The following is a 14,241-nucleotide window of genomic DNA, read 5'->3' as shown; positions in this document are numbered from 1 at the left end:
GCTGGTTCGATGATGAGATGCGTCAGCGCGACGTGTCGGGAAGGCGAGGGCGCCGGTCACGGACCGGCACGGGCACGGGCACCGGGCGCAAGGCGGGTCTGTTCTCGGGCGGTTCGAACAGGATGCCGAGGCGGAGAATGAAGCGTGCGATCAGGTCCATCATGACTCAGCTCTGTGCGATGAAGATGGTGCCAACGACGATGAAGCCAATGCCGGCGATGCGGGCAGGGCTCAGGTCTTCCTGGAAGACGAAGTAGGCGTAGACCGCGACCACGACGTAAGCGAGGCTCAGGAACGGGTAGGCGTAACTGATCTGTACCTTGGACAATACGATCAGATGCGAGGCCATGCTGACCACGAAGGTGCAGAGGCCGGCGAAGACGAAGGGGTTGAAGACGACCCGAAATACGGTCCAGATCAGTCCGTCATTCGCGATATCGAGGTTACCGATGCCGGTCATGCCCCGTTTCAGCATCAGTTGCGCGGCTGCGTTGGTCAGCACGGTAAACAGAATCAGGGGTATGTAGGAATTCATCGGGGCAGCATTTGTCCGCGTTCTTGACGGGCCCTGAATGCGGCTGAAAATACTTCAAATGCCTTACGTCAGCGACCTTACCTAACCGTAACCTTAAGAAGATGCTGAGGCCTTGGGGACAAGTCTCGCGGATCTCGCATGCCCTGTTCCCCGCCGGTTCTGGCGGGCATGGCGGTCGCCGGGGCATGCAAGATCGACCGATCCTCGAGACCTGCGCTCAGGCGACCTGCCCTTCTTCAAGGACACCATCCTTGTCGAGGGTGCGCTGCAACGCCGGCCGCGAGAATACGCGAGCGAGATAGGCCTCGAAGACAGGCAGGCGCGGCAGCGCGCCGATAATGTTCATGCCGAAATGGATGCCGCTGCCGAGCTGGGTGTCGGCGGCGGTGAAGCGGTCGCCGGCCGCGAAATCTTGATTGCCGAGGCGCTTCTCCAGATAGGCAACGGTGTCCTCGTGCGACCCGAAGGAGAAATGCTGCGGGACGTAATCGATATTGGTCGCCCTGGTCGCGATGATCGGGTCGAGTACTGCGTCGGTATAGACGAGGGCCGTCAGATAGGGGGCTCGCGCGGGATCACTCAGCGCAGGCGCGAGACCCGCCTGGGGGAAGGCGTCGGCGAGGTAGATGCAGATCGCGGCACGCTCGGTGACGATGATACCGTCATGGATGACGGCGGGTACCTTCTTGTGCGGCTGGATGGCGCGGTAGTCCTCGGGGGCACCGCTCTTGGCGCGAATATCGATCATCTCCATCCGGTAGGGCTGCCCGAGTTCTTCCAGGAGCCAGAGCACGCCGAAGGAACGCGATTGCGGGGCGTGGTAGAAGGTCAGCATGGCTCTCTCCATCATGAGGACGGCGCTCCCGATAGGGTGCGTCGTCGCGGCGATGGCGGGAGTTGTGACGGTACTTGATGTCAGTAGATGTCAGGACCGGCACGGCCCGTGCTCAGCTCTCTTCGCTATGCCCGCGCCGGATGCGTCGGACCGCCGCCCAGACCCCGATGAGGGCGATGGGTACGAAGAGCGCTGTCGCCATGCCGACGTCGATGGGCAGGAAGCCGGCATCCTTCGCGCCCTTGGCGAGGTAACCGAAGAGGCTGACGACGTAATAGCCGATCGCCGCGACCGAGAGGCCCTCGACCGTCTGCTGCAGCCGCAGCTGGAGGCGGGTGCGCTCGTTCATGGCCGCCAGCAGGTCGCGGTTCTGCTGCTCGAGTGCGACATCGACGCGGGTGCGTAGCAGATTGGCGGCGCGCGCGAGTTTGCGCGACAGGTCGGTCTGGCGCTCCTGCAGCATCTGGCAGGTGCGCATCGCCGGCGCCATCCGCCGGGACAGGAAGGCTGCGAGCGTCGGCCAGCCGGCATGCGGCGTTTCGCCGATCGCGATCAGGCGCTGCTGGACGATGTTGTCATAGGCGCGACTCGCACCGAAGCGATAGTTCGTGGACGCCGCCTCGGATTCGAGACGCGCGGCGAGCGCGGTCATCTCGTCGAGCAGCGCATTGTCGGAGACAAGGCCCTCCGTCGCCGTCATCGTCGAGGCAATGCGCACCAGCGTTTCCTCCGTGGCACGCACCGATGGGCCGATGCGCTGCGCCTCCGGCAGGCCGAGCAGAGCCAATGTCCGATAGGTTTCGATCTCCAGAAGCCTCTGGGTCAGGGCCCCCGAACGGGACGATGTCAGTTCGCGGTCAAGCAGGAGGATGCGGACGAACCCGCCGGCACTGACCCGGAAATCGGTTGCCGCAACGGCGCTTGCATTATCGACGAGCGATGCGGCGAGGCTCGCAGGATCGAAGATCGCATCCAGCTCCCCAGCCCCGATCGCGGGCAGGAGATGGAGGTCGATCGAGACGAGGTGCGGGCCGGGCTGCGGCAACTCGTGCATGGGATGCTGCAGATCGATTGCCGTCGGAACGAAGGCGGAGCGTTCGGGCGATGGCAATTCCCAGCTATAGGTCGTGAACTCGCTATGCTGTTCCCAGCGCAGGCCAATCTCCGCGAGGCGGGCGCGGTGATGCTTGGCGCCTTCGGCCAGGGGCGTCACACCGCGCTCGGAACAAAATCGAGCCAAGGCGTCGCGGTCTGCCGCCGCTTGAGCCGCATCGGTCAGGAAGGCGAAATGCAGCAGGCGGCGCGGGGTCTCGATCGGCGCGAAGGGGCGGGCGTGGACCTCGGCGAGAATGACCTCGCGGTCGGGGTGCGGTACGAGGCCGCCCTTCTGGTGCTCGATCATGTCGCCCCGACGCCCGTTCGACCGCTCCCGATAGAGGCAAGACTGCCGCAAAGTCGCGTGCCCGGCCAGATGGGCATGGTGCCGCAAGCAGGGAGGGAAGAATGCTGCCGACAGGATCCGGCAGCATGATGTGCCAAGTTCTGAAGAGAGAACCCAGGAGCCAGCCATGCCCCTGCCCAACCGTGTAAGGCCCGACGGCTCGCTCGCCCGCGACCCTGCGCGTGGCCTGGTGTTCGGCAATCGCGGCGGCCGGTTTCACGATCCGCACACGCAGGCCGCGCCGATCCGGTCGCACGCCACGCGGCAGTGGATCTGTTGCGTGCTCTCCTTCAAGGGGCGACGGCGACAGGTCTGGGGCAAGGGTTACACCGAGCTGTTCTTTTGCGACGAGGTGACGGCGCTTGCGGCCGGGCACCGGCCCTGCATGGAGTGCCGGCGGGCGGATGCGCTCGGCTACCGTGCGGCGCTGGTCCGAGGCCTCGGCCTCATGTCCGAGCCGCTCTTTCCCGAGATCGACCGGATTCTGGATGGCGAGCGCCGGATCGGACGAGCCAAGCAGAAGCACCGGCTTCAGGCCGATCGATTGCCGGACGGAACCATGATCGAGGCTGGGGCCGGCGAGTGGCTGGCCTTGCGCGGTGAGGCCGCGCTGCTCTGGTCTCCCAACGGATATATCGAGCGACGGCGGCGGGCGCCCGGGACCGTCCTGGTACTGACGCCGCCTGCGACCATCGCGGCCCTCGCGCATGGCTATCGTCCGCTCTGGCATGGAAGCGCGACGCTGTTTTCGTGAGGCTGCGCCCGAGGAAGCKAGGAGGGAGCGGCCGGAACCTTGGGCAGCCTCAGGACGTTGCTCCAGCACGATCATTCATAAGGGGCTGTCCCAATGCGTTCGATTGCACTTTGGCTGCTTGGCGTGCCGATTCCCGTCATCATCCTGCTCTGGTTCTTCATGCGCTGAGACGAAGGGCCAGCGAGGATTGGGGATGGCCGGGCTTGTCCCGGCCATTGGCATTTTACTGCTGACGAAATCAGTCAGTCGTCATATGATCTGCTGACGTGCTCGCGGCGCATGGCGGCGCGGTCGCATCCCTCCGTCGCTTCCCCTATATCGTGGCCATGTCCATCATCCGCGTTTCCAACCTGTCCAAGACCTACGCGTCCGGCTTCAGCGCACTGAAATCGGTCGATCTGGAAATCCGCCGCGGCGAGATCTTCGCCCTGCTCGGACCCAACGGTGCCGGCAAGACGACGTTGATCAGCATCATCTGCGGACTGGTGAACCCGACCTCCGGCAGCGTGCTCGCCGATGGTCATGACATCATCAAGGACTATCGGGCCGCGCGCGCGCGCATCGGGCTGGTGCCGCAGGAGCTGACCACGGACGCCTTTGAGACCGTCTCGGCGACGGTCAGCTTCAGCCGGGGGCTGTTCGGCCTGCCGCGGAACCCGGCCCATGTCGAGCGCGTGCTCAAGGATCTCTCGCTCTGGGACAAGCGCGACAACCGGATCATGACGCTCTCGGGCGGTATGAAGCGGCGTGTGCTGATCGCCAAGGCGCTGGCGCATGAACCCCAGATCCTGTTCCTCGACGAGCCGACGGCCGGCGTCGATGTCGAGCTCCGCCAGGACATGTGGAAGCTCGTCCGGCGCCTCAGGGACGACGGCGTCACCATCATCCTGACCACGCATTACATCGAGGAGGCCGAGGAGATGGCCGACCGGATCGGCGTGATCAGCAAGGGCGAGATCATCCTGGTCGAGGACAAGGCCGAGCTGATGCGCAAGCTCGGCAAGAAGCAGCTTTCGCTCTCCCTGCAGGAGCCGCTTGCCGCGTTGCCGGTGGGGCTTGCAGCCTATGATCTGGCGCTCGCGGCCGAGGGGGAGGAACTGGTCTATACCTATGACACCAAGGCGGAGCGGACCGGCATCACCGCGCTCCTGCAGGATCTCGCGACCGCAGGCATCCGCTTCAGGGATCTGCGCACCAGCCAGAGCTCGCTGGAAGACATCTTCGTGAGCCTGGTGAGGGAGCGGCACTGATCATGGCTATCAATCTCCACGCGATGCGCGCGATCTATCGCTTCGAGATGGCGCGCACCTGGCGTACGCCACTGCAGAGCATCGTCTCGCCGGTGATCTCGACCTCGCTCTATTTCATCGTCTTCGGTGCCGCGATCGGTTCGCGCATGCAGGCGATCGACGGCGTCGCTTATGGCTCCTTCATCGTGCCTGGCCTGATCATGCTCTCGCTGCTGACGCAGAGCATCGCCAACGCCTCCTTCGCGATCTATTTTCCGAAATTCACCGGCACGATCTACGAACTGCTCTCGGCGCCCGTGGCATGGTGGGAGGCGGTCATCGCCTATGTCGGCGCGGCGGCCACGAAATCGATCTTTCTCGGCCTGATCATCCTGCTGACGGCGACGGCCTTCGTGCCGCTCAGGGTCGAGCATCCGGTCTGGATGCTGCTTTTCCTGTTCCTGACCGCGATGACCTTCAGCCTGTTCGGTTTCATCATCGGCATCTGGGCCGACGGTTTCGAGAAACTGCAGGTGATCCCGCTGCTCGTGGTGACGCCACTGACCTTCCTCGGCGGGTCGTTCTACTCGATCGACATGCTGCCGGGATTCTGGCGGACGGTGGCGCTGTTCAACCCGGTCGTCTACCTGATCAGCGGTTTCCGCTGGAGCTTCTTCGGCGTTTCCGAGGTCGGCATCGTCGTCAGCCTGGGAATGACGCTGGTCTTCCTCGCCGCCTGCATTGCGACTGTCGGCTGGATCTTCCGGACCGGATATCGCCTGAAGACCTGAGCCGGCCTCAGGCCGCCTTGACGTCAGAGAAGAAGGTCTCGACGGCACCCCGCAGAGTCTCCGCCTCACGACTCAGGCTTTCGGCTGTCTTCAGAACCTGACTTGCCGAAAGCATGGTCTCCTCGGATGCGGCGGTGACCCCCTCCATCTTGCGCGAGACGCGGACGGTGCCATCCGACGTTGCCTGCGCATTGCGGGCGATCTGCGCCGTTGCCTGCATCTGCTGCTCAGTCGCCCCTGCAATCGCCACGGTGTGCTGGGCCACTTCGGCCATCACCGCCGCGATCGCTTCGATTGCGGCGACTGCGCCGCGTGTCTCGGTTTCGAAGGCCGCGATCTGGGCGGCGATCTCATCCGTCGCTTGGGACGTTCGGCTCGCCAGGGTCTTCACCTCGCCAGCGACGATGCTGAAGCCGCGCCCGGCCTCGCCGGCACGTGCAGCCTCGATCGAGGCGTTGAGGGCGAGGAGATTGGTCTGGGCAGCGATGTCGCGGATCATCGAGACGATCTTGCCGATCTCTTCGGCGGCATAGGTCAGGTTGGCGACATTCGCGCTCGCGCTGGTGGCATCGCGCGCGGCATTGCCGACGACGCCATTGGCCTTGGCGACCCGCCCCGTGATCTCGGCGATCGAGCCGGAGAGCTGTTCCGAAGCCGCGGCAACATTCCGAACGCTGTCGGCGGCATCAAGGCAGGCAGCGCGAGCGTCTTCGGCCTGAGGTTGCCGCTGTCGCTGCATCGTTCAACGTCCGGGCCGTGCTCTCCATCTGGCTCGAACCGGATCTCACCGTCTTCAGCACGGCGTCGATCCTGGCATCGAAGCTGCGGATGAGCGTGTCAATCCTGATCTGACGCTCGGCACGGGCGGTCTCGGTCACCCGGGCGGTGCCTTCGAGCTCGGCGCGCGCCATGGCGTTGTCGCGAAAGACGACGACCGAGCGGGCCATATCGCCGATCTCGTCCGGGCGTGCCGACAGAGGAATTTCGGCGACCGGTTCCGACTGTGCCAAGCGGCGCATCGTTGCCGCCAACCGCCTGAGCGGCTGTGAAACGCGCCGATGCACGATCCAGAGCGCGAGAGCGAGACCGGCCGCGATCATCAGAGCGCCGATCAGCGTCTGCCGCCTCGCGCTGCTGTCCTGCAGCGCGTCGAGGCGGGAATCGATGATGCGGCTGTTGACGTCGTTGAGAACCGCGATGTGTTTCAACGCTTCGTTCAGTGCCTTGCGGTTCGCCCGGTTGACCTCGTTGTTGCCGTGCCTGTTTGCTGCGGAGGGGCCCTCGATGCGTGCGAGCCGAACCGTCTCCCGCCGGAAGCGGATGAATTGCTCGATCTGGTCGGAGACAGCGGCAAAGGCTGCGCCGTCCTCTGCCTGAACGAGAGGGCGCCAATCGTCCATGACCTCATGGATCTGGGCAAGATCATCCAGGAGTGGCTGGGCGAAGCGCTCGGCATCGGCGGAATCGCGGCTCATATAGAGCCCGCGCGTTTCCATCACGACGGCGTTGACCAACCCGTTGATCCGTTCGGCCATCAACACGCGGCGCGATGCGAGCTGCATCTCGTCCGTCATCGCCGCGTAGCGGCCAAGCGCCTGGACCCCGAGGATGGTTGCCAGGGCGGCAGTGACGGCGAGAAGCAGGACGGCTCCGAAGATCTGGCTGGAAATCTTGCGCAGGGACGCCATCCGCTCGTGGGTTGAAGCGCCGGCCGCAGCTGGCGCAGATGTGATCGCGGCGCCGGATGATGGCTGCGAATGGTTAATCCATGGTGATCTGCGGGCCCATCAGGTGGCGCGGCTGACGTCGAAGTCGCGTTGCGGATCATTGACAGCGGGCGCCCTTCCTGTCTTCACACCGGCATGACCGATATTTCCATCCTTGATGCCCCGGCGACCGCCGTCGCGCCGCATGCGCGCCGGCGTACCTTCGCCATCATCTCGCACCCGGACGCCGGCAAGACGACGCTGACCGAGAAGCTGCTCTATTTCGGCGGCGCGATTCAGCTCGCGGGCGAAGTGCGCGCCAAGGCGGGCCGCCGCCAGACATCATCCGACTGGATGAAGATCGAGCGTCAGCGCGGCATCTCGGTCGTCACCTCGGTGATGACCTTCGAGTATGGCGGGCACGTCTTCAATCTGCTCGACACGCCGGGCCACGAGGACTTCTCGGAAGACACCTATCGCACGCTGACGGCGGTCGACTCCGCGGTGATGGTGATCGACGCCGCCAAGGGTATCGAGGCGCGGACCAAGAAGCTGTTCGAGGTCTGCCGGTTGCGCGACATCCCGATCGTGACCTTCATCAACAAGGTCGATCGCGAGACGCGCGATCCTTTCGACCTGATCAACGAGATCGAGACGACGCTGGCGCTCGACGTCGCGCCGATGACCTGGCCGGTCGGGCGCGGGCGCGACTTCGTCGGGACACTCGATTTCGCCTCGAATACCTTCCGTCGCAACCAGAAGGGCGACGAGAGCGACGCGGGAACCCCCGTTGCGGGCGAGGACGATCCGCTCTTCGACGAGCTCCTGCCGAACGGCCTTGCCGAGACCTGGCGGGAGGAGGTTTTCCTGGCGCGCGAGGGCCTGAAGCCGTTCGACCTGGAGTCCTTTCGCGAGGGCCATCTGACGCCGGTCTATTTCGGCGCGGCGCTGCGTGACTATGGTGTGCGCGACCTGATCGACGCGCTCGGCCGGCACGCTCCGAGCCCACGCGCCCAGGTCGCGGACAAACGCGCGGTCGAGGCGGAAGAGCCGAAGATGACCGGCTTCGTCTTCAAGATCCAGGCGAACATGGATCCGAACCATCGCGACCGCATCGCCTTCATGCGCGTCTGCTCGGGCAAGCTTTCGCGCGGCATGAAGGCGAAGCTGGTTCGCACCGGCAAGCCGATGCCGCTGAACGCGCCGCAGTTCTTCTTTGCGCGAGACCGCTCGATTGCCGAAGAGGCCTTTGCCGGCGACATCGTCGGCTTGCCGAACCACGGTACCTTGCGCATCGGCGATACGCTCACCGAGGGCGAGGACATCGTCTTCAAGGGCGTGCCGAGCTTCGCGCCGGAAATCCTGCGCCGCGTCAAGCTCAAGGACGCGATGAAGGCGAAGAAGCTGCGCGAGGCCCTGCAGCAAATGGCGGAGGAGGGGGTCGTCCAGCTCTTCCTGCCGCATGACGGCGCGCCGGCGATCGTCGGCGTGGTCGGCGCATTGCAGCTCGACGTGCTGAAGGAGCGCATGGATGTCGAGTATTCGCTGCCCGTCGATTTCGAGCCGTGCCAGTTCGCGATCGCGCGCTGGGTCTCCTCGGCCGATCAGGCGGCGCTCGCAAAATTCGTCGCGCTGAAGCCGTCTTCGATGGCGGACGATCTCGACGGCGACCCGGTCTTCATGGCCTCGTCCCAGTTCACGCTGAAATACGATGCGGAGCGCGTCCCGGAGATCACCTTCTCCGACGTCAAGGACTATCAGAAGGTCGCGAAGGCCTGAGATTCTCCCTCTCCGAGGAGAGGGAGAAGACAGGACGGGGATCGGCGACGCGCCTCATCCCCGTTGTTGCCTCTTGAGGATGTGGCGCGGCCGAGCTCTGCGCTMGCGCGGGCCGACGAGCTGGCTTATCCCGCGCGATTGCCGGAGACGATCGCCAGGGCCTCGACGAAGCGATCGAGATCCGCCTCCATGATGTAGGGGGCCGGCGAGATCCGGATCGTGTTGCCCTTGGCGACGCCGCCGCGGCGAACGGTCATCACCTTGTGCTTGTCGCGCAGCTCCGCAACGATCGCATTGGTCTCCGCAGGGCTGCGCTTGCCGGCCAGGGCGAACGAGGTGATGCCGGCCACCATGCCGGGATCGTCCGGGGTCTGGATCTCGACGCCCTTGAGTTCGCGTGCCTTGGCGACCCAGTGATTGCGCAGGTGGCGGTAGCGCGCCTCCTTGGCCTCCGGGCCGATCTCCTGATGCAGGGCGAGTGCGGCAGGGACCGCGAGCTGCGCTGCGAAGTTCGGCGTGCCGGTATGGATCCGCGAGCGGACATCGTCGGCCTTGAAATCCTCGTCGGCCATATAGGGGTCGATATCGTCGAGCCGGTCCTTAGCAATGTAGAGCAGGCCGACACCGAGCGGCGCGCCGATCCATTTGTGCAGGTTGAAGCCGATGAAATCGACGCCGAGATCCCGGGCCTGAAAGGCAACCTGGCCCCAGCTATGGGCCGCGTCGAGGATGACATCGGCACCGCGCGCCTTGGCCATCGCGGCCAGTTCCTTGACCGGCATCATCAGCCCGGTGCGATGGCTGATATGGGTCAGCAGGAGAAGCTTCGTCCTGGGATTGGCCTTGAGCGCTGCGTCATAGGCGTCGAGCACGGCCTGGCGCGTGGCGGGCTCCGGGATGTCGAACCTGACGACATCGACACCGCGCCGAGCCTTCAGCCAGTTCATCGCATACTGCATCGAATCGTAGTCGAGATCGGCATAGAGCACGGTGTCGCCGGGCTTGAGCTTGTTGTAGCCGGAGATCAGCGCCTGCAGCGCCTCGGTTGCGCCCCGCGTCAGCGCGATCTCCTCGCGCGCAACGCCGAGGAATGCGGCGAGTGGGGTGCGGACATTGTCGAGATCGGCGCCGATCCTGCTGCGGGCATAGACCGTGTTCTCGAAGTTCACGAAGTCGGTCAGGCGCTTGTACTCGGCCTTCACCGGCTCGGCCATGATGCCCCAATAGCCGTTCTCGAGATTCACCATGTCGGGCGTGACGCTGTAGAGGCCGCGCACGATGTTCCAGTAGCTCGTGTCCGTGCCGGGATTGACGGTCGGAAATGCCGGCAGGCTGCGCGCGGCGGCAGGCATCGGCTGCGGTATCAGCGCTGCGGCGCCAAGGCCGAGCAGAAGCGTGCGGCGATTCGTTTCGAAGGCTTGGCCGGTCATGAGCGTCATCTCCTCGCTGATGCCGCGCAGAGCTAACGATGGGCTGTTGCAGACCTGTGACGATCCACCGGATTGATCGTGGGCCTTGTCCCCCAGCGGGCTCGGAAGCACCGGGTCGGGCTACCAGCGCGCTCAGGTTTCGCGGCCGCACCCGAACACGGCCCAGAGATTGGCTCCCATGGCTTCAGGACGCCCGAGGAAGAGGCGGGCCATGCCCTTCGTGCGCTGCAAGCGCGCGCAGCCACGACACCATTCAGGGCGACGGCATGCGTTCCCACGGCTGCGGCCTGTTCCAGCCCTGAAGCTGCTGGAACGACCGGCAATTCGGGACCCTTTCCGCTGCCGGTCAAAGGCGGTGGAAAAGGGGGGCACGTGCGCCTGCTGGCTATGGCACGGGCGACCCTGCGCTAGGCGTGCCCGGCCTTCAGCGCCTGGTCGAGGTCGTTGTAGAGGTCCTCGACATCTTCGATGCCGGTCGAGAGGCGCAGTAGATCGACCGGGCAGGGCGAGCCTGCGCCCTCGATCGAGGCGCGATGCTCGATCAGGCTCTCGACGCCGCCCAGCGAGGTGGCGCGCTTGTAGAGCTCGACATGCGCCGCCGCCTTGATCGCCGCCCTCTCGCCGCCGGTGACCTGGATCGACAGCATATAGCCGAAGCCGTTCTGCATCTGGCGCGCCGCGATGTCATGGCCCGGATGCTGTGGCAGGCCGGGATAGAGCACGCGGGCCACCAGCGGGTGGGCGGAGAGCTTCTGGGCGAGCGTCATGGCGGAGGCCGTCTGGCGTTCCTGGCGGACGTGAAGGGTGCGCATGCCGCGCATCAGCAGATAGGCCTCGAAGGGGCCGAGAACGCCGCCCTGCATCTTGCGGACTGTTTTCACGCGGTTCCAGAAGGCGTCATCCTCGCGGGCGCAGAGGGCGCCGGCGACGACGTCGGAATGGCCGTTCAGCACCTTGGTGGCAGCGTGCATGACGATGTCGGCACCGAGCGTAAGCGGCCGGGTATGGACCGGGGACGCGCAGGTCGAATCGACCGCAAGCTTCGCACCGGCCGCATGGGCGATCTCGGCGGCGCCGGCGATGTCGGTGATGGTCCAGAGCGGGTTCGAGGGCGTCTCGGCCCAGACCAGCTTGGTGACGCCTGGCTTTACGGCGGCCTTCAGCGCGTTGAGATCATCTGTCTCGACGAATTCGATCTTCAGGCCCCAGCGCGTGGCCTCGGTCAGCAGCCAGGAGCGAAGCGCCCAGTACATCACCTTCGAGGCGACGACATGATCCCCCGGCGAGAGCGCCTGGAAGACAGCCGTGGCGGCCGCCATGCCCGAGCTGAAGAGCAATGCCCCCGCCTTCGCCTCTTCCAGCATCGCGAGCACGGTTTCCGCCTCGCGCACCGTCTCGTTGTCCGGGCGTCCATAGACGAAGCCGGAGGAGTAGCCGTTGTCCTCGTCGCGGATATAGGTCGTGGCGATATGGATCGGCGTCACGACGCCCTTGGTGAGCTGATCGATCTTGCCCATGGCCTGGGCGGCCAGCGAACGGGGATGAAGCGGGCGCTTGGTCATGGAGCGATTCCGGAAAGGTTCCATGAGGAACGGGAATGTCCATCTGGCGCAGGCATGGGGGTTGGCGCAAGGGTCTCGGCTTGCCGATGCCGCAGACGCACCCCATGCTGGGGGCATGAGCACTTTGTCGAGCAAGGCCGGATCTTCGCCGAGGCCGATCTGGGTCGATCTGCTGATTGCGATCGTCCCGGTGGTCGCCGCCTCGCTGCTGGGCAGCGCGGCCACCGTTCCGCAAATCCCAGGCTGGTATGCGACGCTTGCCAAGCCGCCATTCAACCCGCCGAACTGGCTGTTCGCGCCGGTCTGGACGGCGCTGTTTGCGATCATGGCGTTGAGCGTCTACCGCATCCTCCGACTGCCGGCAGAGACGCCCGGCAAGTCCGGGGCGCTGATCGCCTATCATGTCCAGCTTCTGCTGAACGTGCTGTGGTCATTCGGATTCTTCGGAATGCAGAGTCCGCTCGCCGGGATCCTGGTGATCCTGCCGCTGCTGGCGATGATCCTGATCACGATCAAGCGCTTCGCTCCGCTCGATCGTCTCGCGGCGAACCTGTTCTGGCCCTATGCCGCCTGGGTGTCCTTCGCGACCGTGCTGACAATCTCGATCTGGTGGCTGAACCGGTAGATGTCCGCTCGGTTCAGCCGAAGGCGACGTCGAAGATCAGCTTGACGTTCAGGGCGATGATGATCGCTGCGATGACGAAGGCGCTCGCCGTCAGCCAGCGCGGCGAGACCAGTTCGCCCATCTTCTTGCGCGACGCCGTGAACATGACGAGCGGCACGATGGCGAAGGGCAGCTGGAAGCTCAGGATCACCTGCGAGAGGATGAGCAGCTTGCCGGTCTGCGCTTCGCCATAGACGATCGTCACGACGATGGCAGGGATGATGGCGACCAGGCGCGTGACCAGGCGGCGCAGCCATGCCGGCAGCTTGATGTCGATGAAGCCTTCCATGACGATCTGTCCCGCCATGGTCGCGGTCACCGTCGAGTTCAGGCCGCAGCAGAGCAGCGCGATGGCGAAAAGCGATGGCGCGATCGAGGCGCCGAGCAGCGGGGCGAGCAGTTCATGCGCGCGCCCGAGTTCGGAGACGGTGTTCTGACCGGTCTTGTAGAAGGTCGCGGCGGCGAGGATCAGGATCGCTGCGTTGATAGTCAGTGCGAACATCAAGGCGACGGTCGAATCCAGTGTCGCGTATTTCAGCGCCTCGCGCTTCTCCGGCAGGCTGCCGCCATAGGCGCGGGTCTGCACGATGCCGGAATGCAGATAGAGGTTATGCGGCATCACCGTCGCGCCAATGATGCCGAGCGCGAGGTAGAGCATGTTGGGATTGGTGACGATGTCGGTCGTCGGGGCAAAGCCGCGAATGACCTGGCCCCAGTCCGGATCGGCGAGTGCGATCTGGACGGCGAAACAGACGGCGATGACGCCCAGCAGCGTGATGATGAAGGCTTCGATCCAGCGAAAACCCTTGGTCTGCAGCCAGAGGATGACGAAGACATCGAGCGCGGTGATCAATACGCCGATTTCGAGCGGAATTCCGAAGAGCAGATTGAGGCCGATTGCCGTGCCGATGACCTCGGCGAGGTCGGTCGCGCAGATCGCCAGTTCCGCAAAGATCCAGAGCGGCCACGAAACCCAGCGCGGATAGGCATCACGGCAGGCCTGCGCAAGGTCCCTGCCTGTCGCGACCGCCAGCCGCGCGCAAAGCGACTGCAGGATGATCGCCATGATATTGGAGACGAGTGCGACGACCAGCAGCGCGTAGCCGAACTGCGCGCCGCCCGCGAGCGAGGTCGCCCAGTTGCCAGGGTCCATGTAGCCGACGGCCACCAGATAGCCCGGCCCGAGAAATGTGAGGAACTTGCGCCAGGGAGTGGCCTTGGCCGAAACCGGGATCGATCGAAAGACGTCCAGCAGCGACGGATCACCCCGCGGCCGTTGCCACCCGGCGGGGTGTGCCGCGTCCGCGACATCCTTCGACGTGCTCACGACATCGATCGTCATGCTCGACCCCGACCTGCAATTCATTTGCAAGAGCAGGATGACAGGTCGAGCAAAACCCGTCAATGCAGCTGCAACTCGGTTGCAATAAATGCCGCGACGAAAGTCTGCGGCTGTCGCCAAAGGTCGGCATTCTCCGGCCCGATGAATCGCCTGGAGCGCGTGATACCGGTATA

At 64.9% G+C, this 14,241-nt stretch carries 14 protein-coding genes; 5 read left to right on the top strand and 9 right to left on the bottom strand.

Going from position 1 to position 14,241, the window contains the following annotated elements; genetic code table 11:
- Positions 1-22: 22 nt before the first annotated feature.
- The 4 genes from AC1DGP_RS22165 to AC1DGP_RS22150 form a co-directional block, all read right to left on the bottom strand.
- Entirely contained in the window at positions 23-163 is a 141-nt protein-coding gene (locus AC1DGP_RS22165) for a hypothetical protein (RefSeq protein ID WP_441505651.1), read from the bottom strand.
- A gap of 3 nt (positions 164-166) precedes the next feature.
- Entirely contained in the window at positions 167-535 is a 369-nt protein-coding gene (locus AC1DGP_RS22160; protein ID WP_441505650.1) for a DMT family transporter, read from the bottom strand.
- A 217-nt stretch (positions 536-752) separates the two neighbouring features.
- Positions 753-1,370, bottom strand: coding sequence for a glutathione S-transferase family protein (locus tag AC1DGP_RS22155; protein WP_441493225.1), 618 nt, complete (start codon positions 1,368-1,370; stop codon positions 753-755).
- A 112-nt stretch (positions 1,371-1,482) separates the two neighbouring features.
- On the bottom strand, positions 1,483-2,772 hold the full coding sequence (locus AC1DGP_RS22150; protein WP_441505649.1) for a DUF3422 family protein: 1,290 nt from the start codon (positions 2,770-2,772) through the stop codon (positions 1,483-1,485).
- Between the two features lie 166 nt (positions 2,773-2,938).
- On the opposite strand from AC1DGP_RS22150, the gene AC1DGP_RS22145 reads away from it, so the two are divergent.
- The 3 genes from AC1DGP_RS22145 to AC1DGP_RS22135 all read left to right on the top strand — a co-directional run bounded on the left by AC1DGP_RS22145 (position 2,939) and on the right by AC1DGP_RS22135 (position 5,585).
- Entirely contained in the window at positions 2,939-3,565 is a 627-nt protein-coding gene (locus AC1DGP_RS22145) for a hypothetical protein (RefSeq protein WP_441505648.1), read from the top strand.
- 326 nt (positions 3,566-3,891) lie between these two features.
- Positions 3,892-4,815, top strand: coding sequence for an ABC transporter ATP-binding protein (locus AC1DGP_RS22140; protein ID WP_441505811.1), 924 nt, complete (start codon positions 3,892-3,894; stop codon positions 4,813-4,815).
- A gap of 8 nt (positions 4,816-4,823) precedes the next feature.
- Positions 4,824-5,585 carry an ABC transporter permease gene (locus AC1DGP_RS22135; protein ID WP_441493236.1) on the top strand — a complete coding sequence of 254 codons (762 nt, stop codon included), beginning with the start codon at positions 4,824-4,826 and terminating at the stop codon, positions 5,583-5,585.
- A 7-nt stretch (positions 5,586-5,592) separates the two neighbouring features.
- Here the strand turns inward: AC1DGP_RS22135 and AC1DGP_RS22130 are convergent, their stop codons facing one another.
- Positions 5,593-6,324 carry a methyl-accepting chemotaxis protein gene (locus AC1DGP_RS22130; protein ID WP_476832531.1) on the bottom strand — a complete coding sequence of 244 codons (732 nt, stop codon included), beginning with the start codon at positions 6,322-6,324 and terminating at the stop codon, positions 5,593-5,595.
- Complete coding sequence (locus tag AC1DGP_RS22125) at positions 6,272-7,273, bottom strand: HAMP domain-containing protein (protein WP_476832530.1); 1,002 nt, start codon at positions 7,271-7,273, stop codon at positions 6,272-6,274. The genes AC1DGP_RS22130 and AC1DGP_RS22125 overlap by 53 nt, the downstream gene beginning before the upstream one ends.
- Positions 7,274-7,447: 174 nt before the next feature.
- On the opposite strand from AC1DGP_RS22125, the gene AC1DGP_RS22120 reads away from it, so the two are divergent.
- Entirely contained in the window at positions 7,448-9,070 is a 1,623-nt protein-coding gene (locus AC1DGP_RS22120; RefSeq protein ID WP_441505646.1) for a peptide chain release factor 3, read from the top strand.
- Positions 9,071-9,195: 125 nt separating this feature from the next.
- Here the strand turns inward: AC1DGP_RS22120 and AC1DGP_RS22115 are convergent, their stop codons facing one another.
- Positions 9,196-10,500 carry an aminotransferase class V-fold PLP-dependent enzyme gene (locus AC1DGP_RS22115; RefSeq protein ID WP_441505645.1) on the bottom strand — a complete coding sequence of 435 codons (1,305 nt, stop codon included), beginning with the start codon at positions 10,498-10,500 and terminating at the stop codon, positions 9,196-9,198.
- Between the two features lie 407 nt (positions 10,501-10,907).
- On the bottom strand, positions 10,908-12,062 hold the full coding sequence (locus AC1DGP_RS22110; protein WP_441492209.1) for a trans-sulfuration enzyme family protein: 1,155 nt from the start codon (positions 12,060-12,062) through the stop codon (positions 10,908-10,910).
- Between the two features lie 115 nt (positions 12,063-12,177).
- Between AC1DGP_RS22110 and AC1DGP_RS22105 the strand changes: the two genes are divergently transcribed.
- Positions 12,178-12,687, top strand: coding sequence for a TspO/MBR family protein (locus tag AC1DGP_RS22105; RefSeq protein ID WP_441492208.1), 510 nt, complete (start codon positions 12,178-12,180; stop codon positions 12,685-12,687).
- Between the two features lie 13 nt (positions 12,688-12,700).
- Here AC1DGP_RS22105 and AC1DGP_RS22100 read toward each other — a convergent pair whose 3' ends face one another.
- Positions 12,701-14,068, bottom strand: a complete 1,368-nt coding sequence (locus AC1DGP_RS22100; RefSeq protein WP_441492207.1) for an Nramp family divalent metal transporter — start codon at positions 14,066-14,068, stop codon at positions 12,701-12,703.
- Between the last annotated feature and the right edge of the window lie 173 nt (positions 14,069-14,241).

It is taken from the genome of Allobosea sp. 05T433 (assembly GCF_056396065.1).
This window is presented reverse-complemented; position numbering and strand designations above follow the sequence as displayed.